Origin of the sequence: Allohoeflea poritis, assembly GCF_027889715.1 — a bacterium.
Taxonomy (GTDB): domain Bacteria; phylum Pseudomonadota; class Alphaproteobacteria; order Rhizobiales; family Rhizobiaceae; genus Hoeflea_A; species Hoeflea_A poritis.
This window is the reverse complement of sequence record NZ_JAPJZH010000001.1, coordinates 57,265-82,503: the sequence shown is the minus strand read 5'-3', so window position 1 is coordinate 82,503 and position 25,239 is coordinate 57,265. Positions and strand designations below refer to the sequence as shown.

Sequence of the window (25,239 nt, the reverse complement as noted above, 5' to 3'; positions counted from 1 at the left end):
TTGCGATAAACTTGGCACAATCTCCTGCCATGAATACCCCATGAGGATTCACAACACGGAAAAGCCTGCGATGAAGAAACTGACGTTCGCGACCCTGATAATCCTGGCAATGTCCGCGCCGGCTGTTGCCGCGGATGCAACCGGCCTCTGGCGCACGCAATCCGCCTCCAACGGCGGATATCTTCAGGTTAGGATTGAAGCTTGCGGAGCAAATCTGTGCGGCACGATCGCCGGTGCCTTCACCTCCGATGGCAAGGCTGTTGCAGGATACAAGAATGATGGCAAACAAATGATCTGGGACATGAAGCCGGACGGCGCCGGCAAATGGGACGACGGCAAGGTCTGGTCGCCGGAAGCCAACATCACGGCAAACGGCAAGCTTTCACTGGACGGCAGCAAGCTGACCGTTTCAGGCTGCAAGGGCCCGATCTGCCGTTCCCAGGAATGGACGCGTGTCGAATAAAACCGCCTGGGTCTGTTCGGCTATATAGGGATTTTGGCTGATTATTGGTGAGCCGACAGGGGTTCGAACCCTGGACCTACTGATTAAAAGTCAGTTGCTCTACCAGCTGAGCTATCGGCTCCCGAAGGGCCCGACGGCCGCTCCCAAGAATTGCGCGGAACATATGCATGCCGTCTGACCGGGTCAACTGCAAAATGACATGATTCTGCGACTTTTGGTAAATTGATTTCACTGCGCAAAAAGGTGACTGGCGCGTGATCGACAGTCGGCCTATTAGAGGGCCTGACACAAACCGGAAGAGACCCTTGAACGTAGCGGATATTTCAATCCTGGTTGCCGTTTTCGCCGGCGGACTTTCCTTCCTGTCGCCATGCGTTCTGCCGCTTGTGCCGCCTTACCTTTGTTACATGGCGGGCGTCAGCGTCGAGGATTTTCAGTCCGGGCAGGAGCGCGATCATGGTGCCCGGCGTTCGATCATGCTGGCATCGCTGTTCTTCACCCTCGGCTTTTCCACCGTGTTCATCGCCCTGGGCGCGGGTGCATCCAGCATTGGCGGATTGCTGCGCGCCCATATCGATTTGCTGGCGCAGATTGCCGGCGTTGTCATCATTGTCATGGGGCTGCATTTTCTCGGCCTGTTCCGGATCGGCATCCTTGCCCGGGAAGCGCGCTTTCAGGGCGGCGGCACACCCGCCACAATCACCGGCGCCTACATTATGGGGCTTGCTTTTGCCTTCGGCTGGACGCCGTGCATCGGCCCGGTCCTCGGCGCTATTCTTGGTGTGGCCGGCTCGCGCGAGACGGTCGGCGAGGGGGCTTTCCTGCTTGCGGCCTATTCACTGGGGCTGGCGGTGCCGTTCTGGATCGCCGCGGGTTTTTCAGGCATGTTCATGCGATTCCTGACCCGCTTCCGTCGCCACCTCGGCACCGTCGAGAAAGCCATGGGCGGCCTGCTCGTGCTGACCGGCATCCTGTTTCTGACCGGCGGCATGCAGCGCATGGCCTTCTGGCTGCTTGAGACGTTTCCGGTGTTTGCGACGATCGGCTGATGCCGATCAGTTTCGCCGCGACGGCAATGTCGCCATCAACACGCCCCCGAGCACAAGCGCGATGCCCACGACGTGATGAGTCTGCAGTCTTTCGCCCAAAAACAGGTAGGCAAGCACGACACCGTAGACCGGCATCAGATACATGAATATTCCGGTCACGGAAGCACCCAACAGACGCAGGCCCAGCTGAAAGCCCGTAAAAGCGAGCAGTGACGAGAATACGATGATGCCGGCGATCCCCTGCCAGGCGGCAGCCGAGGCCGGCATGCGGGCGCCCGAAATATATTCGAATGCGGCAACGGGCAGCAACAGCAGCGCGCCCGATGCGCAGACCAGGCCGAAGAGCGCCATGATCGGCACGCGCGAAAGGCGCGGCCCTCGAAAGATGATCGAGTAACCGGCCCATGAGGCGGCGGCGATGACGACACCCAGGTCGCCGATATTCAGCGATCCGGAAAGCAACTTCGTCAGGCTGCCCTGAAAGAGAATGGCTGCAACGCCGGCGAAGGAAACGGCAATGCCGATCACCTCCCTTCCGCGAATCGCGCGAGCGAACAGGATTCGCTCCAGAAGGATAATAAACAACGGCGACGTGGTGTAGATCATCGTCGCGTTGGTTGCGGTCGTATATTGCAGCGATGCATAAAAGCCCGCGCCGGACAGCCACATGCCGAGAAAACCGAGCGCCAGGATGGTCCCCGGTCTTTCCTTCACCAGTTCGAGGCTCTCGCGCCCCGATCGCAGTACGAACGGAAGCAGGATGATTGCGCAGGCGCCCCAACGCAGGAAGGCCAGAGTGAAAGGCGATACCTCGGCGACGGTCGCGCGCCCGATGACACCGTTACTGGCGAAAAGCAACGGAGTGAAAAGCATCACCGCATAGGCGGCGGGCATGCGCAGCGAAGAATTGCCGATGGGCTGATCTGACGGTGTCATGGGCGGGGTGAAGCGGACTTTCGCAACAAGAACAAATTCTTTAGACGTCCTGTATAGGATTTGCGGCAACAAAAGAACCGGAATTGGAGAATGCTATGGCCCGCAATTGTCTGGCGGTGGTGCTTGCGGCAGGCGAGGGCACGCGAATGAAATCCGCAAAGTCCAAGGTTCTGCATTCGGTCGGCAATCTGCCGATGATTGCCCACGTGGTCGGCGCCGCCCAGGCCGCAAAAGTCGATGCGGTTTCACTCGTTGTCGGCAGGGATGCCGATGCCGTTGCTTCCGCCGCCAACACAGGCCTTCCCATATCCACCCATGAGCAGACGGAACGACTGGGCACAGCGCACGCGGTTCTTGCCGCGCGGGAGGCCATCGAACGTGGTTTCGACGACATTCTGGTGGTTTTCGGTGACACGCCCCTCATCACCGCTGAGACACTCCGCAACGCCCGGCAATCGCTTGATGACGGCGCAGATGTGGTTGTGATCGGATTTCGAACGGAAAACCCGCACGGCTATGGCCGCCTGATCGAAGAAGACGGCGAACTGGTCGCAATCCGCGAACACAAGGATGCATCCGAGGAAGAGCGGAAAATCACCTTCTGCAATGGCGGCATGATGGCAATTGCCGGAAACAAGGCGCTGAAACTTCTCGACGCCGTCGGCAATGAGAACGCAAAGGGCGAGTACTATCTCACGGACATTGTCGGCCTTGCGCGTGAAAACGGCGGTACGGTTACGGCGATCGAGGCCAGCGCGGAAGAGGTTCTTGGCGTCGACACGCGTGCGGGACTGGCGCGCGTCGAGGCGCTGTGGCAGGCGCGCAAGCGCCATGATCTCCTGATGGCCGGCGTGACGATGCGCGCCCCGGAAACCGTGTTTCTCAGTCACGATACGCTGATCGAGGCCGATGCGGTAATCGAGCCAAACGTTGTTTTCGGCCCGGGGGCGACCGTGCGCAGCGGCGCCACCATCCATGCATTCAGTCACATTGAAGGTGCCACAGTCGAGCGCGGATGCTCTGTCGGACCCTTTGCCCGGCTGCGGCCGGGCGCGTCCCTCCAGGCAGGCGCAAAAGTCGGAAATTTCTGCGAGGTCAAGAATGCCGAGATCGGCGAGGGCGCCAAGGTCAACCACCTCACCTATGTTGGCGACGCCGAAATCGGCGCAAAGGCCAATATCGGCGCGGGCACGATCACCTGCAACTACGACGGTTTCAACAAGCACAGGACGACCATCGGGGAAGGGGCCTTCGTCGGCTCGAATTCTTCGCTGGTCGCTCCGGTAACCATCGGCGCGCAGGCTTACGTCGCCTCGGGCAGCGTCATTACGCGCGATGTGCCGGACGAGGCATTGGCATTCGGCCGCGCCCAGCAGGCCAACAAGCAAGGGTTGGGGAAAAAGCTTCGCGAGCGTCTGCAGGCGGACAAGGAACGGCGGGAAAAAGCCGGCGATTAAAGCGTTTGCGGCCATTTGGCCTTATGAAATCAGATTTTACCATGTTATCGAATGTGAAACGGGCACCGTTTGCACTGCACGGCCAATTGTCTATCAAGGCTATGTTCTGAGGGGTAATCTATGTGCGGAATCGTTGGAATCATCGGCAAACAGCCGGTTGCGCCGCTGCTTGTCGATTCGCTCAAGCGGCTCGAATACCGTGGCTACGATTCGGCTGGTGTGGCAACGCTGAAAGAAGGCCAGCTTGACCGCCGCAGGGCGGAAGGCAAGCTGGTAAACCTGGAAACCGAGCTGACGCGTCACCCGTTGGACGGCAAGGTCGGCATCGGCCACACGCGATGGGCAACCCATGGCGCCCCGACGCAGCAAAACGCCCATCCGCATTTCTGCGAGGGCGTCGCCGTCGTGCACAACGGCATCATCGAGAATTTCGCGGAAATCCGCGATCAGCTGACGGCCCGCGGCGCGCAGTTCACCACCGAAACGGATACCGAAGTCGTCGCACAGCTTCTCGCCAGCCTGATCCGGAACGGCAAGACACCGCGCGAAGCCATGCAGGCGACGTTGGGCCTGATCAAGGGCGCCTACGCGCTGGCTGTCCTCTTCGATGGCGAGGAGGGGCAGATCATGGGCGCCCGCAACGGACCGCCGCTGGCGGTGGGCCATGGCGAAGGTGAAATGTTCCTGGGCTCAGATGCGATTGCTCTTTCGCCCTTCACGGACGAAATCACCTATCTTGAAGATGGCGACTGGGCCGTGATCGATCGGAACGGCGTCGAAATATTCGATACCAGCGGCAATGTGGTTGAGCGCCCACGTTCAAAAGCTTCCACCGCCTACGCCCAGGTGGAAAAAGGCAACCATCGCCACTTTATGGAAAAGGAGATTTACGAGCAGCCGGAAGTCGTCTCGCACACCCTGGCTCACTATGTGGACTTCACGGCCGGCAAGGTGCGCAACATTGCGCCCGACCTCAATTTCTCGGCGATTGATTCCATCAAGATTGCGGCGTGCGGTACAGCATTTTATGCGGGGCAGATCGGCAAATACTGGTTGGAGCGTTATGCGCGCCTGCCGGTGGAGATCGATGTCGCATCGGAATTCCGTTACCGGGAGATGCCCTTGCCGGGCAACCAGGCGGCGCTCTTCGTGTCGCAGTCAGGCGAGACCGCCGACACGCTCGCTTCGCTGCGCTATTGCAAGGAACACGGACTGAAAATCGGAGCGATTGTCAATGTGCGCGAATCGACCATTGCCCGCGAGGCCGATGTCGTCTTCCCGACCTTGGCAGGTCCCGAAATCGGTGTTGCCTCCACAAAGGCTTTCACATGCCAGTTGGCGACCTTCGCCGCTCTGGCGATAGCGGCCGGCCGGGCGCGCGGAACGCTTATCGCCGATGAAGAGGCCAATATGGTCCGTGCGCTGTCGGAAGCGCCCCGGATCGCGTCTTCGGTCCTCAATACAATCCAGCCGCAGCTTGAGAACCTTTCGCGGGAACTTTCAAGATACAGGAATGTGCTCTATCTCGGGCGCGGAACGAACTACACGCTGGCCATGGAAGGGGCACTCAAGCTCAAGGAGATTTCCTACATCCACGCGGAAGGATACGCCGCGGGCGAGCTGAAACATGGGCCGATCGCGCTGATCGACGAGAACATGCCGGTTATCGTCATTGCGCCTTACGACCGCCATTACGAAAAGACCATGTCCAACATGCAGGAGGTGGCGGCACGCGGCGGACGCATAATCTTCGTAACGGACGAGAACGGCGCAGCGGCAGCGACGCTCGACACAATGGCGACCATAACGCTGCCGAACGTCGATGAGTTGATGATGCCGCTCATATTCACCTTGCCGATCCAGCTGATTGCCTACCATACGGCCGTGTTCATGGGCACCGACGTGGACCAGCCGCGCAATCTGGCAAAATCCGTCACGGTCGAATAGGCGGCATCAAAAAGCACATTTATTCCAGATTGTTACATTAACCGCGTTGACACCCGAAAGGATCGGCGCTTGTTGCCCGACGCCGTTCTTCCTATATTGTCATTCGTATTGTCTGCTTCCCGTCGCGGCCTGGTGAATGTCTGAAAAACAAACGCGCTTGTCAGCATCGACACGGATCAGGAACTATTTCCTGACGGGCCTTATCATTTGTGCGCCACTGGCGATCACGGCCTATCTGACTTGGTCCTTCATCCGCTGGGTCGACGGCTGGGTAAAACCCTATCTGCCGGCGGTTTACAATCCTGACAATTACCTGCCTTTTTCGATCCCTGGTTTCGGCCTGCTGACGGCCCTCGTGGTCATCACCCTGGTCGGCTTTCTGACCGCAAACCTGATCGGCCGCACCATCATCGCCTATGGCGAATCGATACTCAATCGCATGCCGCTGATCCGGGGCGTTTACAAGGGTCTGAAACAGATCTTTCAGACAGTGCTCGCAGAACAGAACAACTCCTTCAACAGGGCGGGATTGATCGAATATCCGCGCAAGGGAATCTGGTCGATCGTTTTCCTGGCGACAGATACCAAGGGCGAGGTGGACGCCCGGCTTCATGACGCGGGCAAGGATACGATGTCGGTATTTCTGCCCACGACACCGAACCCGACATCAGGTTTCTTGCTGTTCGTTCCCAGCGACGAGATCATCGTACTGGATATGACGGTGGAGGAAGCCGCCAAGATGGTTATCTCCGCCGGTCTCGTGGCACCCGAGTATCATGCAAAGACCGGTCAACTGGCAAAGGAAGCGCTGGAACAGCAAGAGCGGGAACGGGAAGGCAACCAGACAGCCGCCGAATGAGTCAGTTGGGTGAACGGTTCAGTCGTTTGTTGATCTTGCGCAGAAGTTTTGTCTTGAAGCTCATTCCCGCATTGTGGCGGTGGTTTCCCCGGCCGTTGATCAGCGAAGCGTCTATGAACAATTGACCACCGTTCTTCGTCAGGCACTCATGAAACGCCACGTGCTCGCACGTTTCCTCGCCGTCTGCGGCGACACCCACGTAACGGCATCCGTTCAGCGGCTGAAGGCGGTACAGGCCAAATCCGCCAAATGCGCTGTCAACCGGGATGAAGCCACGGCTCGGATCGAGTTTTTTGCGCCGTTTCACCACGAATTCCTGGAGCGCCTCTTCCTTGGACATGTTTTCCGGCCGTTCCCTGACCCGTCGCCAGCAATCGTCCGGTGATAAAGTCGGATGTCTCAACGCCCAGATGTCATAGTAGCGTTCGCTTTGGTTGGCGAACATGGCAGTCCATTCGGGGTTGCGTGTGTCCAGGAGTTCGAGGATCCGGCTCTTGTCGAATTGTTCATTGACCGCATCGAGATCCATGACGATCAGATAGTCGAATTCACGCAACCGGCTATCTGCAAAAATCTCTTCGATGCAACGATTGCGCAGCATGGCGAGCCGCTCGGTGCGCAACTGAAATTCGGCCTGCAGGTCCCCGAATGATCTTACGATGCCGCGCTGCAGTCGCCGGTCAAAGGCACTGAGCACCTGGAAACTGTTGTCGACGGAGTTGTTCTCCAGAAACACGTAGCCCCAATCGCTCAGTTCCTCGCCGAAATCTTCGATCGTCTGAAGTATGCCGGGAAGTGCGTGTGCACAGTCGCGCGCCAGGCCCGCAAAGACCACCTTGTGCTTCGATGCCACGAAAACCAGCTCCCGGGATTTGATTGCGCCCGCATCCTAGTAGCGTTGAAATTGCAGGGCGGCAAGGCAAGGTTTGCCGACTGCGGGTTGTTTGGCTTATCCCGCACGTCTGTCGGTCTTTTTCCGCTGGTGATAGGTCAGTGCCAATGCCAGACAATGCCGGATTACATCGGATTGAGGAGGATCTTTCGCGACAAAGGACATACGGCGATTGCCTTCGAACTCAAATTGATCCGGATAGAGTTCGCTGCACGTCGCAATCAGGTTGGTCTGGCAATGGAAGAAAATCGAGCAATGGTCCGGCCGGTCCGGTTTCCAGTCCATGCGTATGGTCGAACCGCTTTTTGGATGGTGCGTCAGATAGCTGGGCTCACCCCATTTCAGTGTTTCTTCCACTGTGCCGACACCCGGCGTTTGACGTGCGGCATCGAATACAAGCTCGCGCAATGCAAGCATGCTTGACCTCACGGTCTCGGGATAAGTTGAGAAAACGGCTTCAACTTCGGCGGATTGAAAAGGTGTCATCGCTTTTTCCTAACCGGCCTGCAGCAGCCGGATGGCCTCGTCGCGCCGCCAGATATAGAGCAGGTACCGCAATGCCTGGCCACGTTCGGTCGTCAGTTCCGGATCCTTCTGCAGGACATAGCGCGCATCGTCACGCGCGGCCTCCAGCAGGTCCCTATGGGCTTCCAGCTCAACGAGCCTGAACCCCGGCGTACCCGATTGCCGCGTTCCAAGCAATTCGCCTTCGCCGCGCAATCGCAGATCTTCCTCGGCGATGCGGAATCCGTCTTCGCTTTCGCGCATAATGGACAGACGCGCCCGCGCGGTCTCGCTCAGGGGCGCCTTGTAAAGCAGGATGCAACTGGACGCTTCCGATCCTCGCCCGACACGGCCACGCAACTGGTGAAGCTGAGCGAGGCCAAATCGTTCCGCATGTTCGATCACCATGATCGAAGCGTCTGGAACATCGACACCCACTTCAATGACGGTCGTTGCGACGAGAATGCGGGTTTTTCCGGACTTGAAATCCTGCATGGCGCGATCCTTTTCAAGACCGGTCATGCGCCCGTGCACGACGTCGACGAGTGAACCGAACTCAGCGGCCAGATAGGCATGGCGCTGTTCGGCTGACATGAGTTCCGACAGTTCGGACTCTTCCACGAGTGGACAAATCCAATAGACCTTCCTGCCTTTCGATATCGCGTCCCGCAGACGCATCACGATATCGCTGATGCGTTCGAGCTCAATGGTCACCGTCCTGATCGGCTGCCTTCCCGCCGGCTTCTCCGTCAGGCGCGAGACATCCATGTCGCCGAAGGCGGCGAGGACCAAAGTCCTGGGTATCGGTGTTGCCGTCATGACCAACATATGCGGTGCGGACCCCTTGGCGGTCAGACGCAGCCGTTGATGCACACCGAAACGGTGCTGCTCGTCGACAACGGCAAGCAACAGGTCATGATAGTTGACGGTTTCCTGAAAGAGCGCGTGGGTTCCGACGATCAGCTGAGCTTCGCCGGATTCAATGCGGGAAAGCGCTGCTTCCCGCTCCTTTCCCTTGGTGCGGCCGGTCAGCAGCTGAACGCTCAGACCGGCCTGCTCGGCAAGGGCACCGATGGTGGCGAAATGTTGCTGGGCAAGGATTTCGGTCGGCGCCATCAGGACCGCCTGTCCGCCCGCTTCCGCGCAGGCGGCCATGGCAAACAATGCAACGGCCGTTTTGCCTGAACCGACATCGCCCTGCAGCAGCCGAAGCATGCGCTCAGTGCTCTGCATGTCGGCAACAATATCGGCAATCGCTTTTTCCTGGCTGCCGGTCAGGCTGAACGGAAGGGCGGCCCGCAGCCTTTCGCGCAGTGATCCGTCGCCCGAAACCGGTTTTCCGGGGAGTCGGCGCACACGTTGGCGCACGAGCGCCAGCGACAACTGCCCGGCAAGCAGTTCGTCATAGGCCAGGCGGCGGCGCGCCGGCGCGCTTGCACTGATGTCAGCCTCGTCACGCGGATCGTGCAGCCGGCTGACTGCGTTCGCAAAATCGGGAAACCCGTTCTTTTCGAGAAAGGCTGCATCAAGCCACTCGGGCAAAGCGGGCAGGGTGGCAAGAGCACCATCAATTGCGCGCTGCAGCAGCTTGGGAGACAGCCCGGCGGTCAGCGGGTAAACCGGTTCGACGAGTGGAAAACTGTCGGCATCTTTCTCAAGCGCCATGTGATCGGGATGGACCATCGATGCGCGGCCGTTGAACCACTCGACCCGGCCGCTGACCAGTACGGTCTCGCCGACCGGCAACGCCTTCTCAAGCCAGTTCTGCCTCGCGTGAAAGAAGGTCAGCGCGATCTCTCCCGTCTCGTCATGGGCAAAGACACGGTAGGGCACATTGCGCTTTCCGCGCGGTGCAGGCTGGTGCCTGTCGACATGAAGCGCCAGTGTCACGATTGAATGTTCGGGTGCGAACGCTACGCCGGGCCGGTTCCTGCGGTCGATCACGCGGTGCGGCGGCAGGAGAATCAGGTCGACGGCACGCGCGTCATCGCCGCTTTCGCGTCCAAGGACACGGGCGATCAATGCGGCGATTTTCGGACCTATGCCGGAGAATGATGTGATCGGAACGAAAAGCGGGTCGAGCAGGCTGGGTCGCATCTACCCGGCTCCGCTTCCGACAAAAATTGCGTCAGCATGGCGCTTGCCGTCCCAAATTCCTCCCAAATGATCTTTCATTCAGTCCCCGTATCTCGATCGCTGAGAAACTATCACGAAGCACGCCGAACTTTGATCGCAAAGCTGACATTTCCAATGGCCTTCGCTATAGAGACGCATAATCATCAGGAATTCAAATCGACCATGACCGGCACCACCCGCACAAGTGCACATATGGATCCCCGGCGGCGGCGCATCCTGTTCCGCGCCTGGCATCGCGGAATCAGGGAAATGGACCTGATTCTGGGTCATTTCGCAGACCAGAACATCGATCGGCTAAGCCTTGATGAACTGGACACTTTCGAATCGTTATTGGCCGTTGACGACCGTGACCTCATACAATGGGTAACCGGCGAGATCGACGTGCCGCAAGAGCACAACACGCCGCTGTTTGCGCAGATTCGTGCCTACCGGCAGGGCGACGCGGCATGCTGACAAGCATAACGGCCGACAGGATCTACAATACAAAGGCACCGACGGTCCTGGCGAACGTGCCCGCGGGCGCAGAACCGCTCATCCTCGCCGAAGCTGCGCGAAAGGGCCGGGCAGTTGCTCATATCCTGTCCGACGGCCAGCGTATGGCCGACATGGCGCAGAACCTGGAATTCATCGCCCCGGATATTCCAGTCTTGCAGCTCCCCGGCTGGGATTGTCTCCCCTATGACCGTGTCTCGCCCAGCGCCGATGCGGCGGCACGCAGACTGTCGGCGCTCAGCGCCCTGATCGAACATCAGGCCAATCCGCACGCGGCGATCGTTCTGGTTTCGATCAATGCGCTGATGCAAAGGGTTCCGCCCCGCTCAAAGCTTGCAGGCCTGAGCTTTGCCGCAAGGCCGGGAAATCAGATCAGAATGGACGAACTGGCGACCCGGCTGTCGAACAATGGCTTCGAGCGGGTGCCGACGGTGCGTGAAGTCGGAGAGTTTGCGATCCGCGGCGGCATTCTCGACGCCTATCTGCCGGGCTACGAAGAGCCCCTGCGTCTCGACTTCTTCGGTGATACGCTCGAAAGCATCCGTAGTTTCGACCCGGCGACCCAGCGAACCACCAGCCAGGCCCGCAAACTCGTACTGCATCCCATGAGCGAAGTATCGCTCGACGCAGACACGATCAGCCGTTTTCGCAAGAATTACCTGTCGCTGTTTGGTGCGGCAACACGGGAAGACGCGCTTTATCAGGCGATAAGCGAAGGCCGCAGGTTCGCCGGCATGGATCACTGGCTGCCGCTGTTTTATGAACGGCTGGAGACGGTGTTCGACTACCTTTCCGGCTTCTCGATTTATGCCGACCGGCACGCCGTCGAGGCAGCGCGGGAGCGCCATACACAGGTCATCGATCACTTCGAGGCACGCCATAATCTCTCGGCCGAGATGTCGACGGCGCAGGCGACACCCTACAATCCGGTGCCGGTGGAGCAGCTTTATCTTTCGCCGGATGAACTGACAGAATCCCTGAACATTACCAACGCCGTGACCCTGTCGCCCTTCATGGAAGAGGACCTGGCAGGACGCCAGGTCATCAATATCGAGGCCCATGCCGGGCCACGCTGGGCGAGCACCGTTGAGCAGAAGGATGCCGAGACCGCACGGGTGAATGTCTTTGAGCAGGTGGTTCGGCATATCGGCAAGAAACGCGCGGATGGGTTCAAGGTCGTCATAACGGCCTGGACGGAAGGATCGCTCGATCGCCTATTGCAAGTACTCGGTGAACACGGGCTCGAGCGCGTACGCCGGATCGGCTCCCTATCCGAAGCCAATGACCTGAAGACCGGTGAGGCCGCCGCAGCCATACTCAATCTGGAGAGCGGCTACGAAATCGATGGCCTGTCGGTCATTGGCGAGCAGGATATCCTCGGCGATCGCCTGGTGCGACGCGGGCGTCGACGCCAGAAGGGCTCCGATTATATCACCGAGGTTTCGGGTCTCGAAGAAGGCGACATTGTCGTCCACGCCGAACACGGCATCGGCAAATTCATCGGATTGCGCACCATCGAAGCCGCCGGTGCTCCACATGCATGCCTCGAACTGCGCTATGCGGAGGACGCCAAGCTTTTCCTGCCGGTGGAAAACATCGAGCTGTTGTCGCGCTACGGATCCGACGCAGCCGGGGCCATCCTCGACAAGCTCGGCGGCGTCGCCTGGCAGGCGCGCAAGGCAAAGCTGAAGAAACGGCTACTCGATATGGCCGGGGCGCTGATCCGCATCGCCGCCGAACGTCAGATGCGCAACGCGCCGCAATTGACAATGCAGGACGGGCTCTATGACGAGTTCGCGGCGCGCTTTCCCTATGAGGAAACCGAGGATCAGGGCAATGCGATCGACGCCGTACTCTCCGATCTCGCCGGCGGCATACCGATGGACCGGCTGGTCTGCGGCGATGTCGGCTTCGGAAAGACGGAGGTTGCGCTGCGCGCGGCTTTCATCGCGGCCATGAACGGTGTGCAGGTTGCCGTCGTCGTTCCCACGACACTGCTCGCCCGCCAGCACTACAAGACGTTTTCCGAACGCCTGCGCGGGTATCCGATCCGCGTGCAGCAGGCCTCCCGGCTGGTAGGCCAGAAGGAACTGAGCCTGACGAAAAAGGAACTGGCCGACGGCAAGACGGATATTGTCATCGGCACCCACGCGCTGCTCGGCAAGGCGATCAAATTCGCCAATCTCGGGCTGCTGGTCATCGACGAGGAACAGCATTTCGGCGTCAAGCACAAGGAAAGGCTCAAGGAACTCAAGAGCGACGTTCATGTTCTGACGCTGTCCGCAACACCGATCCCGCGTACCTTGCAACTTGCCATGACGGGCGTGCGCGAGCTGTCGCTGATCACCACGCCGCCGGTCGACCGCATGGCCGTCCGCACATTCATATCGCCCTTCGACCCGCTGGTGATACGCGAGACACTGCTGCGCGAACACTATCGCGGCGGTCAGAGTTTTTACGTCTGCCCGCGCATCTCCGACCTGGGTGAAATTCACGCCTTTCTCGAATCCGATGTTCCCGAACTCAAGGTCGCTGTCGCACACGGCCAGATGCCGGCGGGCGAACTCGACGACATCATGAACGCCTTTTATGACGGCCAGTACGATGTCCTGCTTTCGACGACGATCGTTGAATCCGGTCTTGACGTTCCAACGGCCAACACGCTGATCGTGCACCGCTCGGACATGTTCGGCCTGGCGCAGCTCTACCAGTTGCGGGGCAGGGTGGGGCGCTCCAAGGTCCGCGCCTTTTCCCTTTTCACACTACCGGTCAACCGCACGCTGACTGCAACCGCGGACCGCCGGCTGAAAGTGCTGCAATCGCTGGACACACTGGGCGCGGGCTTCCAGCTCGCAAGTCATGACCTCGATATCCGCGGCGCTGGAAACCTCTTGGGCGAGGAGCAGTCCGGACACATCAAGGAAGTGGGCTTCGAACTCTACCAGCACATGCTGGAGGAAGCCGTCGCCGAACTGAAAGGCGAGGAGGATCTGGTCGATACCGGCTGGTCGCCGCAGATCACCGTTGGAACATCGGTGATGATACCCGATGGCTATGTGCCCGATCTTCACCTCAGACTTGGCCTCTACCGGCGCCTTGGCGATCTCACGACGCCCGACGAGATCGATGCCTTCGGCGCCGAACTCATCGACCGTTTCGGTCCGCTGCCACAGGAAGTGCAGCACCTTCTGAAGATCGTTTACATGAAATCGCTCTGTCGCAAGGCGAATGTCGAAAAGCTCGACGCGGGACCGAAAGGTGTTGTGGTCCAGTTCCGAAACGCGGAATTCCCCAACCCGGCCGGGCTGGTTTCCCATCTCGGCGCACTCGGCTCACTGGCGAAGATCAGGCCGGATCAAAGCGTATTCTTCCTGCGCGATCTGCCCAGCGCTGAAAAGCGGCTCGGCGGCGCCGCGGTGATCATGACGAAACTCGCGGAAATCGCCGAAGCGGTTTAGGCGGTTTGCGGCGCGCTGGCAGTTTCCTTTTCCTTGGCCACATCGCGGATGGCATTGGTCAGGACATTAGCCGACTGTGCACCCATCACCGCATATTTATTTTCAAGTATGAAACAGGGAACGCCCGTCACGCCCATCTTTCGGGCGATCTCGATTTCCTGCTCCATCTCCATGCAATCGGCTTGACCGGCGAGCAGGCCTTCGGTGATTGTCCGGTCCATGCCGGCCTGCTCCGCCGCGTCCAGAAGAACGGTATCGTCGCCGACATTCTTTCCATCGATGAAGAAGGCCTTGAACAGGATATCGACCAGCCTGTCCTGCACGCCCGGTGCTTCCGAGGCCGCCCAGCGAATAACCCGATGGGCGTCAAGCGTGTTCGGCGACACGGCAATTGCCTCGAAATCGAATGGAATGTCTTCCTCCCGCCCGGCGTCAACGATGTTGGCGTATATCTGTTTGGCGCGCTCCGAACCGCCGAATTTCTCAGAAAGATACTGTTCCCTGTCCTTGCCTTCCTTCGGCAGGGTCGGATCGAGCTGATACGGCCGCCAGCGAACATCGACCTCGATATCTTCGGGCAACTCCTTGATCGCGGCCTCAAGCCGCTTCTTGCCGATATAGCACCACGGACACATGACATCGGAAACGATGTCGATATTGACGGAAGGCATTGTCGTTCCTTTCTTCGAGGCGCTATTTCTCGGCTCTCTTGTCCCACCATGTCGGCAGCACATAGCCGTAAATGGGCGTAACCTCGGGATGTTCAAGATACGACCGGTAAGCGACGCGCTGGCCGGGAAGATAGTATAGCGGCACGACATAGTGCCCGGAAATGAGAACCCGATCGAAGGCGCGCACCGCGGCCACGAAATCCTCCTGCGCGCGCGCATCCAGCAACGCCTGGATCATCGCATCGATTGCCGGTTCGGCGGTGCCCGCATAGTTGAATGTGCCCGGAATATCCCGGGAACGGCTGTCCCAGCGCCATATCTGCTCTGCACCTGGCGAAAGCGATGCCGCGTAGGTCTTGATGATCATATCATACTCGTAATCCCGGGTGCGCCGCTGATATTGCGCGTCATCGACTGTCCGGATTCCCATGTCTATGCCGAGAGGCGCGAGGTTGCGTTGATAGGCAAGCGCGATCTTTTCCTGGCCGTCGTTCTGGGTCATAACCTCGAAGGTGAGCGGCCGCCCGGCACCATCAACCAGCTTTCCGTCCCTGATCGCGTAACCCGCCTCTTTGAACAATGTTAAAGCCTTGCGCTGGACGGTCCGATCCCGGCCGCTGCCGTCGGTCTTTGTGGCGTGATAGGTCCCTTGCATGACCACTTCTTCGACCGCACCGGGGAATGGTGACAAAAGTGCGCGCTCTCGCTCGCTGGCCGGTATGCCGATCGACGATAAATCGGAGTGCTGGAAGTAGCTTTCCGTCCGTTTGTAGGCGTCGTCGAAAAGACTTCTGTTTACCGATTCGAAATCGAAAAGCATCGCCAATGCCCGCCTGACGCGTACGTCGCTGAACATTTCCTTCCGTGTATTGAAAACAAACCCGTGCATGCCGGCCGGCAGCTTGCTTTCGAAAACGGTTTTTTGAACATCACCGTTCTCGACAGCTGGGAAATCGTAAGACCGCCGCCAACTGGTTGGACTGCCCTCGAACTGGATATCATAGATGCCCTTTTTAAACGCCTCGAACTGGGCATTTTCGTCCAGAAAATACTCCACCGATATCTCGTTATAATTGTCAGTGCCGCGCTTGACCGGCAAGTCCCTGGCCCAGTAGTCGGGCCGTCGCTCGAAAGTGATTTTCTCTCCAGGCCTGACGTCACTGATCCTGTATGGCCCCGAGGCTACCGGTGTTTCGAACGTCGTCTGGTCGAATGTATCCGGGTTCGTCGCATGCTTGGCGAGAATGGGACTTAGGCCGAGGATCAGCGGGAATTCGTGTCCAGCATCCTCCGTGAGCGTAAACCGAACACTTAGTGGACTTGTCTTCTCCATCTCCACGACGTTCTTGAGCCGGTCTGAAAAAGGGGGGCGGCCTTTGTCCTCAAGCAGCTTGAACGTGAAGATCACGTCATCTGCCGTTACCGGTTCCCCATCCGACCATTTGGCCAGCGGGTTGATGTTGAACTGGATGAATGTCCGATCCTCATCGAACTCGACCGTTTCCGCCAACAGCCCGTAAAGCGTGAACGGCTCGTCCCGCGAACGCTGCATCAGGCTTTCATAGGTCAGGTTGCCGAACTGCGGATCCCACATACCACGCGCCGTCGTTCGCATGCTTTTAAGGATGAACGGATTGAGATTGTCGAATGTACCTTTGACGCCGTACGAAATGCGGCCGCCTTTCGGCGCGTCCGGATTGACGTAGGGGAAGTACTGGAAATCCGGCGGCAATGCGGGCTCGCCATGCGAGGCGATGGCGTGCTTCGCACCTTCGGCAAATGCAACACCTTTACTCGCACTGACGACAAGCAGCATTGCGGTCAGAATTCGTAAAAACATCTGCATGGCATCCCTTCGCTGATTCGCGGCAAACCGTACCACGTTCCTGCACCATTCCAACGCGTCGGCCTTTGCCTGCAGAATACGCCTTTTGCATGAAACGCAGGGGCGCCGCATACCGCCCGATGCCACAAGGGTTCGGAAAACAACCGCCGGCATTCACTGTAACAAAGGTTTACAGCGCCCGCCTTGCGATCGCTCTCATTCGGGTACAGGGAATGCGGACTTGGGACTGCCAGCGACACAATCCGAATTTCCAGGAGACAGAGCAGGAATGACCATCAAAAACCCAATCGTCATGAGAACAGCGCTGACAGCCGTGTTCGCGGCAGCGGCGACCCTGCTGCACCCGGCAGAGACCTCACACGCGCAGGGCCCGAATCAGGGCTGGTTCAAAGTGTGCACGAAGCAGGGCGAGAACGACATCTGCGTCGTGCAGAACATCACCACCGCATCCACCGGGCAGCTTCTGACGGCCACCGGCCTGGTCATGGTCGAAGGCGAGGTAAACAGCAAGACGCTTCAGGTTTCTGTTCCCTCGGCCCGCACCATCGAGCCCGGCGTCGCCATGCAGGTCGATGGCGGAAAGGCCCAGCAGATTCCCTATTCCGTATGCATGCCCGACAAATGCGTTGCCCAGGTGCCCCTGACCGATGCCATGGTCAACGCGTTCAAACAAGGTGGCGAGATCGTCTTCACCTCGGTGAACTTCCAGCGCGCGCCGAACCCGATCAAGGTCTCGCTCAAGGGCTTCACCGACGCTTTTGACGGAGAGGCCTTGACCCCGTCGAAACTGCAGGAGCGGCAACAATTGTTGCAGCAGGAGTTGCAGCAAAAGGCGCAGGCGGTCCGGGAAAAACTCAAGGAAGCCCAGCAAAAGGCCAAAGATCAGAACTGAAGAGGACCGCGCTCCAGTAGAACCGAAGCAAAAGGCGCGGCATGATCCGCGCCTTTTCTACATCTGGCTGGCCCAATTGTCGGGACCATTCGCCGCAGACTGCAACCGCCGGCGGATTAAGCCTATTGCAGGAAATCGACCGGAAACGGAGTTTGTCTGTGCTAAACAGCGTGACATTGCAGCTTTTTGCGCTTAGACAACGGATGAACGACCGGCGTGAAAAGCCTTGCAATGGCCTTATTTCGGGTACAGGGAGTGCGCGATTTATGAGGCGGTTCGGTTGGCTTGGGCGACGGTCGAAAAAACGACGGTTAAAGCCAGCTTCGGGCGGGAAACAAGCGGCGCCGTCGCCGAAACCAGATATTGAAAGCCCAGGAGAAAACGCAAGAATGACCTTCAGGACCTCAAAAGTCGCAAGGACCGCACTGGCGACCGTGTTCGCAGGGACTGCTGCCTTGTCGCTCGCAGGCGCCGCGCATGCGCAGGGCCCGAATCAGGGCTGGTTCAAAGTGTGCACCAAACAGGAAGACAACGACGTCTGCGTGGTGCAGAACATCACCACCGCCTCCACCGGACAACTTCTGACCGCCGTCGGGCTGATCCTGGTCGAAGGCAAGGTCAACAACAAGACGCTTCAGGTGTCTGTCCCCTCGGCCCGCACCATTCCTCCGGGCGTCAACATGCAGATTGACGGCGGTAAAGCCCAGCGCGTTCCCTATTCGGTTTGCATGCCCGACAAATGCGTCGCCCAGGTGCCGCTGACCGATGCCATTGTCAGCTCGTTCAAAAGGGGCGGCGAGGTCGTCTTCACTTCCGTGAACTTCCAGCGCGCACCCAATCCGATCAAGGTATCGCTGAAGGGCTTCACCGATGCGTTCGACGGCGAGCCGGTCGCCCAGTCCGAGCTCCAGGAACGCCAGCGCCTGTTGCAGGAAGAGATGCAGCGCAAGGCACAGGCAGCGCGACAGAAGCTTGAAGAGGCCCAGCAAAAGGCCAAGGAATCGAACTAAAAAAGAGAAAGGCGCGGTTTAGCCGCGCCTTTTTGCCATCCGATGCATTCATGGGCCGCTGTCAGTGGCCGACGGGCCCTCTGAGCTTGTACACGCCGTCATCGGAACCTTCGAAAATTTCCGAGATTTGAGGGTGTTGAACCGGTTGGCCGCTGTCGTCGGGCAAAAGATTCTGCTCCGATACATAAGCGATGTAATCGGTATCCTCGTTTTCGGCAAACAGATGGTAGAAGGGCTGTTCCTTGTGCGGGCGGACATCTTCAGGAATGGACTGATACCATTCCTCCGTGTTGGCAAAAACCGGATCGACATCGAAAATGACGCCCCTGAATGGGTAGACGCGGTGCTTAACCGTTTGTCCGATCTGAAATTTTGCCGTTCGCGATTTGAGCATCGATGAATGCCTCCTGGAAACACTAATAGAGGCAAGGCGCTTGCAATTTCAACGCCTTTTGGGCGAATCCAGTAACAAAACGGTAACATTGCCGAAGCCGGTTGCTGATCTTCTCTTCCTTCGCCGGCTACTACCGCTTGATTATGCGTTATTTGTGAATACAAGCTGTATCGCAACACCAAAGCCAGCCAATGTCACAAATCGCAGCGCTCATTCTCCCGCTCTTCGGGCTCATCTTTCTGGGCTACGTAACAGCCCGGCTCGTGCGGCAGCCGTCCGACGCGTTGGGCTGGCTCAATATATTCGTGCTGTACCTGGCGCTTCCAGCGCTCTTCTTCAAGCTGCTTTCGCGCACGCCGATTGAGGAACTGGCCCGCCTTGATTTCATCATGGCAAGCCTGCTTTCCACCTACACGGTCTTTGCGGTCGTCTTCGCGTTTGCGGTCGTCGCCATACGCGCATCAATAGCCGCCGGCACGATACAGGGTCTGGCCGCCGCATACGGCAATATCGGCTATATGGGCCCGAGCCTGGCCATTCTGGCCTTCGGCGAAAAGGCAGCCGTTCCCGTCGCACTCATTTTCTGCTTCGAGAACATCATGCATTTCGCCATAGTTCCGTGCATGATGGCAATTTCCGGCAGCGAGAAACATTCCTTGCCGACGCTGGTTGCGCTCATTGCACGGCGCATCATCTTGCACCCGTTCATTTTGGCAACCATCGCAGGGGTCACGGTGGCATGGCTGAAACTGCCCATCCCGGACGCCCCGCAACGCCTTATAGACTACCTCTCGCAGGCCGCCGCGCCTTGCGCGCTGTTTGCGATGGGCGTGACGCTTGCATTGCGGCCGCTGCGCCGGATACCGCTTGAGCTGTCCTACATTGTACCGGCGAAGCTGATTGTCCACCCGCTTCTTGTCTACGTCGCCATGGGCCTGGTGGGTGATTTCGACAGCACCTGGATATTCACCGCCGTCCTTCTGGCTTCGCTTCCCACGGCAACGAACGTCTTTGTGCTCGCGCAACAATATAATGTCTGGGTCGAACGGAGCTCGGCCACGGTTCTGATAACCACCGTGCTCTCCGTTCTATCGGTCACGGCCTTGCTCTACGCCATTACCTCCGGACTGCTTCCGGCTGATCTTTTTCCCGCTGCGTCGCCCGCCCAAGGGCGTTGAAACCGCTGCCGGGCTTCATGCCCTCCCGCATGGCTAAAATACGCAAGGGTGCGATCGCCGAAAGCGCGGCAAGACCACCGGATCGCAACAGTTGGACCGGCAGAAAGTCGTTCAACAGCGTCCGGTTCAGCATATCGACGCTGGCCGTTCTGGAGACCACATCGCTGCGCCGGGCCCGATCGTAATGGCGCGTCACTGCGGCTGCATTGGCTGGACCGCCCGCTCGGTCAAGCGCCGAAACGAATTCCAGAACGTCCCGCAGACCAAGATTGAGACCTTGAGCACCTATGGGCGGAAAGACATGCCCTGCCTCTCCGACCAGGGCCATGCGGCCGCGGCCAAATGAGCGGGCGATCATGCCGCTGAAGGCAAAGCGCTGCACTGCACCCTCGACCGTAACCTTGCCGAGAATGGACTGCATCCTCTCCTCGATCGCGGACCCGAGCTCATCGGCCGGCATGACCTGCATCGCCTCGGCCTCGGCCGGTGCGAGCGCCCACACGAGACTGGATCTTTGGCCGGGCAGGGGCACCTGAGTGAATGGTCCCGCTTCCGTATGGAACTCGTTCGAAGTGTCTGCATGCGGATACTGATGGCTGAAATTGAGCACAATCGCCGTTTGCGGATAGCGCCAGTCGTGGACCCTGATCCCTGCCGCTTCACGAACCTTGGAATTCCGCCCGTCGGCGCCGACGACGAGGCTGGCGGCAAGCGCGGAACCGTCTTCCAGGACGATCTGCGCATGTTCCGGAAGCTCTTTGATGGAAGTCGCGGCACTGGCGAAACATGTGATCTCTTCAAGCGAGCCGGCTGCTTTGCCTAAAGCTTCCAGAAGCGGCGCATTCGGAATGTTGTAACCGAATGCCTCAATATGGAGTTCGCTGGAATGGAATGTGACGGTGGGCGCGCGGACCAGCCGGCTGGTGGCATCGATAATGCGCATGGCGCGTAGTGGCGCCGCCGCGTTTTCAACCCCCTCCCAGATATCCAGTTGCTGCAACAATTCGATCGACGGCATCATCAGGGCGGTGGTGCGGCCATCCGCTGCCTTCGCGGCAGGTGCGATGAACGCCGTTCTGTATCCGCGCCGCGCCACGGCAAGTGCGGCGGCCGAGCCTGCAAGCCCTCCGCCGATCACCGCGATGTCGTATGTCCTGTCCATGCCAGCATCCTGTCCGCGCCAATTGAGCGACACACTACCATCCCGACCGTCTCTGTCATGCAAAAATGCAACGCGGCGGACCATCTGACGCAGCCCAATGTTTGGGCTTCCTGCGCAAATATTTTGCAATGCAACATTCGTTGATGACAGGCGAATAGCGCCCTGCAATTATGTGTCAAAATTTTGAAGCTCTTTATTATCGTTCGATCTTTGCGGGATATGCCGACTGCGCCTAGGATCAGGACCGGTTGGATCCGCTTAGATGCGGGGGAGGAAAATTTGGCTAATCACGAACCTGGGCACAGTGACTGCCTGCTGGAAGTGCGCGGCTTGACCAAGGTCTTCGGCGAATTGCGCGCCAACGATCACATCGACCTGGAAATCAAATCAAGCGAAATACATGCACTTCTCGGCGAAAACGGCGCCGGAAAATCGACACTCGTGAAGATGTTGTTCGGCTCGCTCGAGCCGACATCCGGACAGATCTTCTGGAAGGGAAATCCGGTCACGATAAGCAGCCCGGGACAGGCCCGCGGCTACGGCATCGGGATGGTTTTCCAGCACTTCTCGCTGTTCGAGGCGCTGACCGTCGCGGAGAACATCGCGCTTTCCATGGACGATGACGTGAGCATCGAGAACATTTCGGAGCAGGCCGCGGTTCTTTCCCGCGAATACGGCCTGCCGCTCGATCCGCATGCACATGTTGCCGATCTTTCCGTGGGCGAGCGCCAGCGGATCGAAATCGTCAGGACCCTGTTGCAGAACCCGGAGCTCATCATCCTCGACGAGCCCACATCCGTTCTGACGCCGCAGGAGGCCGACCGGCTCTTCGAGACGCTGGAGAAGATCCGCTCGGAAGGCCGTTCCGTCCTCTATATCAGCCACCGGCTGGAGGAAGTGCAGCGCATCTGCGACCGGGCGACGGTCCTGCGCCACGGCAAGCTCACCGGCGATTGCGATCCACGTGAGGAGACGCCGGCATCGCTGGCGCGCATGATGGTCGGCTCGGAAGTAAAGTCCGTTTCCAATACCGGCGGCAGCGTCACCGACCAGGTTCTCATCGAAACAAGAAAGCTCTCGGCGCCGGCGCGCACGCCGTTCGCCGTCGCGCTCAAGGATATCGACCTGACCGTTCGCGGTGGAGAGGTGATCGGCATTGCCGGCGTGGCGGGCAACGGCCAGAGCGAGCTTTTCGATGTCCTGTCCGGCGAGGAACTCGTCGACAAGTCCGATGATATCAGGATTTGCGGCAAGGACGCAGGTCGGCTTGGCATTTCAGCGCGACGCCTTCTCGGCGCCGGCTTCGTCCCGGAAGAGCGGCACGGTCATGCCGCCGTGTCCTCCATGACCCTTTCCGAAAACATGGTGCTCGCGCGTCACCGGTCCGACGCCGCGGAGTTTCTGACGGGCGGTCCGCTGAAGATCATCCGTCATGATGTCGTACGCAAGGCCTCGGAGCGCATCATCAAGGAGATGGACGTGCGCATGTCCGGCGAGGACCCGGACGCGTCGTCCCTGTCCGGCGGCAATCTGCAGAAATTCATCGTCGGGCGCGAGCTCGATCGCAAGCCCTCCGTCATGGTCGTCAACCAGCCGACCTGGGGGGTCGACGCCGGCGCCGCCAGCCGTATCCGGCAGGCGCTGATCGACCTCGCCAATTCCGGCTCCGCTGTCGTCGTGATCAGCCAGGACCTGGACGAGATCTTCGAGGTGGCGACCAGCATCGCCGTGATAAACGAAGGCCGGCTTTCGGCCGCGGAGCCCTCGGAAAACATGACTCTCGAACGCATCGGTCTGCTCATGGGCGGTATCCATGGCGAAGACGCGCCGGCCGCGGACACACATTTGGAGGCCGCTCATGCGCATTGAACTCGAACGCAGACCCGGCCACTCGGCGCTCTTTTCGGTGCTTTCGCCGTTCATCGCGCTCGGCCTGACAGTCGTCGCCGGCGCCATCATGTTCACCGCGCTGGACAAGAACCCGATCGATGCGCTGTACAGCTTTTTCATCGAGCCGCTGACCGAGGTATGGTCGTTGCATGAGCTCGCCATCAAGGCAGCGCCGCTCATCCTGATTGCCGTGGGCCTTTCCGTCTGTTTCCGTTCCAACAACTGGAATATCGGCGCCGAGGGACAGTTCATCATCGGCGGCGTAACCGGTTCGATTTTGCCGATCATGGTCCACCAGTGGGATTCTTGGCTCGTGTTGCCCGTCATGCTGATCATGGGCATGATCGGCGGAGCCGCCTATGCGGCGATACCGGCATTGTTGAAGACGCGCTTCAATACAAATGAGATCCTGTCGAGCCTGATGCTTGTCTATGTGGCGCAGCTCTTCCTCGACTGGATTGTGCGCGGACCATGGCGCAATCCGGAGGGTTTCAACTTCCCTGAAAGCCGCGAATTCGATGTCGAGGCCATTCTCCCGGAATTGTTGCCGGCTTCCGGCCGCGCCGATCTCGGCATCATCTTCGCGGTCGTCGCGACACTGCTGACCTGGTTCATGATGCGCTACATGCTGCGCGGCTTCGAGGTCTCGGTCCTAGGCCAATCGGCACGGGCAGGGCGCTTTGCGGGTTTTTCCGCCAACAAGATGGTGTTCTTCGCCTTCCTGTTTTCCGGAGCGCTGGCTGGCCTTGCCGGTATTTCGGAAGTTTCCGGCTCGATCGAGCAGCTCCAGCCGGTGATCTCACCGGGCTACGGCTTTACGGCGATCATCGTCGCCTTCCTCGGACGGCTCAACCCGCTCGGAATTTTCGCCGCCGGCCTGATCCTGGCGCTGACCTATCTCGGCGGCGAGGCGGCGCAGATTTCAATCGGCCTGCCTGACAAGATCGCGCGCGTGTTCCAGGGACTGCTGCTGTTCTTCGTCCTGGCCTGCGACACGCTGATCCACTACCGCGTCAGGCTCAAATTCGTCGCGCATGCGGAACCCGCTGGGGAGGGCGCCTAAATGGAACTCATCGTAGCCGTACTCCTGACCGTCACGACGGCAGCGACTCCTCTGCTTCTGGCCGCCATGGGCGAGCTGGTCGTGGAAAGATCCGGCGTCCTCAATCTCGGCGTCGAAGGCATGATCGTCGTGGGCGCGGTGGTCGCATTTGCCATGGCGCAGATCTCCGGCAACCCGTATCTCGGGGCGCTGTGCGGGGCTCTGGCGGGCTGCGCCTTCTCGCTGCTCTTCGGTTTCCTGAGCCTGACGCTTGTCACCAATCAGGTCGCAACAGGACTGGCGCTCACCATTCTCGGCCTAGGTCTTTCGGGAATGATCGGGGAGAATTTCGTCGGTCAACCCGGCGTCCAGCTTGAGCCGATTGCCATCCCGCTGCTCAGCAGCCTGCCGCTTGTCGGCCCGCTGGTCTTCAATCAGGACATCATCTTCTATCTGTCCATCCTGTCGGTCGTCGGTGTCAGCTGGTTCCTGTTCAGGACACGCATCGGCCTTCAATTGCGCGCCATCGGAGACAGCCACGGCTCGGCCCACGCGCTCGGTATTTCGGTCATCAAGACGCGTTATCTGGCGGTCATGTTCGGCGGCGTCTGCGCCGGACTGGCGGGCGCGCAATTGTCGCTCGTCTACACGCCGCAATGGGTGGAAAACATGTCCGCCGGCCGCGGCTGGATTGCGCTTGCGCTCGTCGTTTTCGCAAGCTGGCGGCCGCTGCGCGTGCTTGCCGGCGCCTATCTGTTCGGCGCCGTTACGATCGGACAGTTGCATGCGCAGGCGCTCGGTTTCGGTATCCCGTCGCAATTCCTGTCGGCGCTGCCTTATCTCGCGACAATAATCGTTCTTGTACTGATCTCGCGCAACAGGCGCTTGACACTGATGAATACTCCGGCTTCGCTCGGTCAGTCATTCGTCCCGGATCGCTAATCCACCATAACAGAAGAGG

At 59.3% G+C, this 25,239-nt stretch carries 21 protein-coding genes and 1 tRNA gene; 13 read left to right on the top strand and 9 right to left on the bottom strand.

Going from position 1 to position 25,239, the window contains the following annotated elements; genetic code table 11:
- The first annotated feature begins 70 nt into the window (after window positions 1-70).
- Window positions 71-463 (top strand): DUF2147 domain-containing protein, encoded by a 393-nt coding sequence (locus tag OOZ53_RS00375; RefSeq protein WP_271087291.1) that lies wholly within the window; start codon window positions 71-73, stop codon window positions 461-463.
- A 45-nt stretch (window positions 464-508) separates the two neighbouring features.
- Here OOZ53_RS00375 and OOZ53_RS00370 read toward each other — a convergent pair.
- Window positions 509-584 (bottom strand) — tRNA-Lys (locus OOZ53_RS00370).
- A gap of 184 nt (window positions 585-768) precedes the next feature.
- Between OOZ53_RS00370 and OOZ53_RS00365 the strand changes: the two genes are divergently transcribed.
- A complete protein-coding gene (locus tag OOZ53_RS00365; RefSeq protein WP_271087290.1) occupies window positions 769-1,512 on the top strand; it encodes a cytochrome c biogenesis CcdA family protein in 744 nt (247 codons plus the stop codon).
- Window positions 1,513-1,518: 6 nt separating this feature from the next.
- On the opposite strand, the gene OOZ53_RS00360 is transcribed toward OOZ53_RS00365, so the two are convergent.
- Window positions 1,519-2,448: a DMT family transporter gene (locus tag OOZ53_RS00360; protein ID WP_271087289.1), complete on the bottom strand. Its 930-nt coding sequence runs from the start codon at window positions 2,446-2,448 to the stop codon at window positions 1,519-1,521.
- 95 nt (window positions 2,449-2,543) lie between these two features.
- Here OOZ53_RS00360 and glmU point away from each other — a divergent pair, with 95 nt between their 5' ends.
- From glmU to OOZ53_RS00345, 3 genes are all read left to right on the top strand, one after another.
- The gene (gene glmU / locus OOZ53_RS00355; protein WP_271087288.1) at window positions 2,544-3,905 is read left to right on the top strand and encodes a bifunctional UDP-N-acetylglucosamine diphosphorylase/glucosamine-1-phosphate N-acetyltransferase GlmU; all 1,362 of its coding nucleotides are present in this window, start codon (window positions 2,544-2,546) and stop codon (window positions 3,903-3,905) included.
- 120 nt (window positions 3,906-4,025) lie between these two features.
- Window positions 4,026-5,852 (top strand): glutamine--fructose-6-phosphate transaminase (isomerizing), encoded by a 1,827-nt coding sequence (glmS, locus tag OOZ53_RS00350; protein WP_271087287.1) that lies wholly within the window; start codon window positions 4,026-4,028, stop codon window positions 5,850-5,852.
- Between the two features lie 136 nt (window positions 5,853-5,988).
- Window positions 5,989-6,711 (top strand): DUF502 domain-containing protein, encoded by a 723-nt coding sequence (locus tag OOZ53_RS00345; protein ID WP_271087286.1) that lies wholly within the window; start codon window positions 5,989-5,991, stop codon window positions 6,709-6,711.
- Between the two features lies 1 nt (window position 6,712).
- Here OOZ53_RS00345 and OOZ53_RS00340 read toward each other — a convergent pair whose 3' ends face one another.
- From OOZ53_RS00340 to recG, 3 genes are all read right to left on the bottom strand, one after another.
- Window positions 6,713-7,564, bottom strand: coding sequence for a hypothetical protein (locus tag OOZ53_RS00340; protein WP_271087285.1), 852 nt, complete (start codon window positions 7,562-7,564; stop codon window positions 6,713-6,715).
- Window positions 7,565-7,660: 96 nt separating this feature from the next.
- Window positions 7,661-8,089: a DUF1801 domain-containing protein gene (locus OOZ53_RS00335; protein ID WP_271087284.1), complete on the bottom strand. Its 429-nt coding sequence runs from the start codon at window positions 8,087-8,089 to the stop codon at window positions 7,661-7,663.
- A gap of 9 nt (window positions 8,090-8,098) precedes the next feature.
- Window positions 8,099-10,204, bottom strand: a complete 2,106-nt coding sequence (gene recG, locus OOZ53_RS00330; RefSeq protein ID WP_271087283.1) for an ATP-dependent DNA helicase RecG — start codon at window positions 10,202-10,204, stop codon at window positions 8,099-8,101.
- 201 nt (window positions 10,205-10,405) lie between these two features.
- Between recG and OOZ53_RS00325 the strand changes: the two genes are divergently transcribed.
- Window positions 10,406-10,696 carry an FAD assembly factor SdhE gene (locus tag OOZ53_RS00325; protein ID WP_271087282.1) on the top strand — a complete coding sequence of 97 codons (291 nt, stop codon included), beginning with the start codon at window positions 10,406-10,408 and terminating at the stop codon, window positions 10,694-10,696.
- A complete protein-coding gene (mfd, locus tag OOZ53_RS00320; RefSeq protein WP_271087281.1) occupies window positions 10,690-14,193 on the top strand; it encodes a transcription-repair coupling factor in 3,504 nt (1,167 codons plus the stop codon). The genes OOZ53_RS00325 and mfd overlap by 7 nt, the downstream gene beginning before the upstream one ends.
- Here the strand turns inward: mfd and OOZ53_RS00315 are convergent.
- Both OOZ53_RS00315 and OOZ53_RS00310 read right to left on the bottom strand, forming a co-directional pair.
- Window positions 14,190-14,864, bottom strand: coding sequence for a DsbA family oxidoreductase (locus OOZ53_RS00315; RefSeq protein ID WP_271087280.1), 675 nt, complete (start codon window positions 14,862-14,864; stop codon window positions 14,190-14,192). The two genes, mfd and OOZ53_RS00315, sit on opposite strands and share 4 nt — an antisense overlap.
- 22 nt (window positions 14,865-14,886) lie before the next feature.
- Entirely contained in the window at window positions 14,887-16,704 is a 1,818-nt protein-coding gene (locus OOZ53_RS00310; RefSeq protein WP_271087279.1) for an extracellular solute-binding protein, read from the bottom strand.
- Between the two features lie 274 nt (window positions 16,705-16,978).
- Between OOZ53_RS00310 and OOZ53_RS00305 the strand changes: the two genes are divergently transcribed.
- Both OOZ53_RS00305 and OOZ53_RS00300 read left to right on the top strand, forming a co-directional pair.
- Window positions 16,979-17,602 carry an invasion associated locus B family protein gene (locus OOZ53_RS00305; protein ID WP_271087278.1) on the top strand — a complete coding sequence of 208 codons (624 nt, stop codon included), beginning with the start codon at window positions 16,979-16,981 and terminating at the stop codon, window positions 17,600-17,602.
- Window positions 17,603-17,991: 389 nt separating this feature from the next.
- The gene (locus OOZ53_RS00300; protein WP_271087277.1) at window positions 17,992-18,612 is read left to right on the top strand and encodes an invasion associated locus B family protein; all 621 of its coding nucleotides are present in this window, start codon (window positions 17,992-17,994) and stop codon (window positions 18,610-18,612) included.
- Between the two features lie 61 nt (window positions 18,613-18,673).
- Here the strand turns inward: OOZ53_RS00300 and hspQ are convergent, their stop codons facing one another.
- Window positions 18,674-19,006, bottom strand: coding sequence for a heat shock protein HspQ (gene hspQ, locus OOZ53_RS00295; RefSeq protein WP_271087275.1), 333 nt, complete (start codon window positions 19,004-19,006; stop codon window positions 18,674-18,676).
- A 191-nt stretch (window positions 19,007-19,197) separates the two neighbouring features.
- On the opposite strand from hspQ, the gene OOZ53_RS00290 reads away from it, so the two are divergent.
- Window positions 19,198-20,184: an AEC family transporter gene (locus OOZ53_RS00290; RefSeq protein WP_271087274.1), complete on the top strand. Its 987-nt coding sequence runs from the start codon at window positions 19,198-19,200 to the stop codon at window positions 20,182-20,184.
- On the opposite strand, the gene OOZ53_RS00285 is transcribed toward OOZ53_RS00290, so the two are convergent.
- Window positions 20,123-21,346, bottom strand: coding sequence for a UbiH/UbiF family hydroxylase (locus OOZ53_RS00285; protein ID WP_271087273.1), 1,224 nt, complete (start codon window positions 21,344-21,346; stop codon window positions 20,123-20,125). The genes OOZ53_RS00290 and OOZ53_RS00285 overlap by 62 nt on opposite strands.
- A gap of 279 nt (window positions 21,347-21,625) precedes the next feature.
- On the opposite strand from OOZ53_RS00285, the gene OOZ53_RS00280 reads away from it, so the two are divergent.
- Genes OOZ53_RS00280 through OOZ53_RS00270 form a run of 3 tightly spaced genes read left to right on the top strand, consistent with a single transcriptional unit; the run spans window position 21,626 to window position 25,220 of the window.
- Complete coding sequence (locus OOZ53_RS00280) at window positions 21,626-23,215, top strand: ABC transporter ATP-binding protein (protein ID WP_271087272.1); 1,590 nt, start codon at window positions 21,626-21,628, stop codon at window positions 23,213-23,215.
- Window positions 23,205-24,299: an ABC transporter permease gene (locus tag OOZ53_RS00275; RefSeq protein ID WP_271087271.1), complete on the top strand. Its 1,095-nt coding sequence runs from the start codon at window positions 23,205-23,207 to the stop codon at window positions 24,297-24,299. The genes OOZ53_RS00280 and OOZ53_RS00275 overlap by 11 nt, the downstream gene beginning before the upstream one ends.
- A complete protein-coding gene (locus OOZ53_RS00270) occupies window positions 24,300-25,220 on the top strand; it encodes an ABC transporter permease (RefSeq protein ID WP_271087270.1) in 921 nt (306 codons plus the stop codon). It abuts the gene before it with no gap.
- Window positions 25,221-25,239: the final 19 nt, after the last annotated feature.

Excerpts from the sequence above, each read along its gene's own strand:
- OOZ53_RS00375 (WP_271087291.1), top strand. The coding sequence starts at position 71 with ATGAAGAAACTGACGTTCGCGACCCTGATAATCCTGGCAATGTCCGCG.
- OOZ53_RS00360 (WP_271087289.1), bottom strand. The coding sequence starts at position 2,448 with ATGACACCGTCAGATCAGCCCATCGGCAATTCTTCGCTGCGCATGCCC.
- glmU (WP_271087288.1), top strand. The coding sequence starts at position 2,544 with ATGGCCCGCAATTGTCTGGCGGTGGTGCTTGCGGCAGGCGAGGGCACG.
- glmS (WP_271087287.1), top strand. The coding sequence starts at position 4,026 with ATGTGCGGAATCGTTGGAATCATCGGCAAACAGCCGGTTGCGCCGCTG.
- OOZ53_RS00345 (WP_271087286.1), top strand. The coding sequence starts at position 5,989 with ATGTCTGAAAAACAAACGCGCTTGTCAGCATCGACACGGATCAGGAAC.
- OOZ53_RS00335 (WP_271087284.1), bottom strand. The coding sequence starts at position 8,089 with ATGACACCTTTTCAATCCGCCGAAGTTGAAGCCGTTTTCTCAACTTAT.
- recG (WP_271087283.1), bottom strand. The coding sequence starts at position 10,204 with ATGCGACCCAGCCTGCTCGACCCGCTTTTCGTTCCGATCACATCATTC.
- OOZ53_RS00325 (WP_271087282.1), top strand. The coding sequence starts at position 10,406 with ATGACCGGCACCACCCGCACAAGTGCACATATGGATCCCCGGCGGCGG.
- mfd (WP_271087281.1), top strand. The coding sequence starts at position 10,690 with ATGCTGACAAGCATAACGGCCGACAGGATCTACAATACAAAGGCACCG.
- OOZ53_RS00315 (WP_271087280.1), bottom strand. The coding sequence starts at position 14,864 with ATGCCTTCCGTCAATATCGACATCGTTTCCGATGTCATGTGTCCGTGG.
- OOZ53_RS00310 (WP_271087279.1), bottom strand. The coding sequence starts at position 16,704 with ATGTTTTTACGAATTCTGACCGCAATGCTGCTTGTCGTCAGTGCGAGT.
- OOZ53_RS00305 (WP_271087278.1), top strand. The coding sequence starts at position 16,979 with ATGACCATCAAAAACCCAATCGTCATGAGAACAGCGCTGACAGCCGTG.
- OOZ53_RS00300 (WP_271087277.1), top strand. The coding sequence starts at position 17,992 with ATGACCTTCAGGACCTCAAAAGTCGCAAGGACCGCACTGGCGACCGTG.
- hspQ (WP_271087275.1), bottom strand. The coding sequence starts at position 19,006 with ATGCTCAAATCGCGAACGGCAAAATTTCAGATCGGACAAACGGTTAAG.
- OOZ53_RS00290 (WP_271087274.1), top strand. The coding sequence starts at position 19,198 with ATGTCACAAATCGCAGCGCTCATTCTCCCGCTCTTCGGGCTCATCTTT.
- OOZ53_RS00285 (WP_271087273.1), bottom strand. The coding sequence starts at position 21,346 with ATGGACAGGACATACGACATCGCGGTGATCGGCGGAGGGCTTGCAGGC.
- OOZ53_RS00275 (WP_271087271.1), top strand. The coding sequence starts at position 23,205 with ATGCGCATTGAACTCGAACGCAGACCCGGCCACTCGGCGCTCTTTTCG.
- OOZ53_RS00270 (WP_271087270.1), top strand. The coding sequence starts at position 24,300 with ATGGAACTCATCGTAGCCGTACTCCTGACCGTCACGACGGCAGCGACT.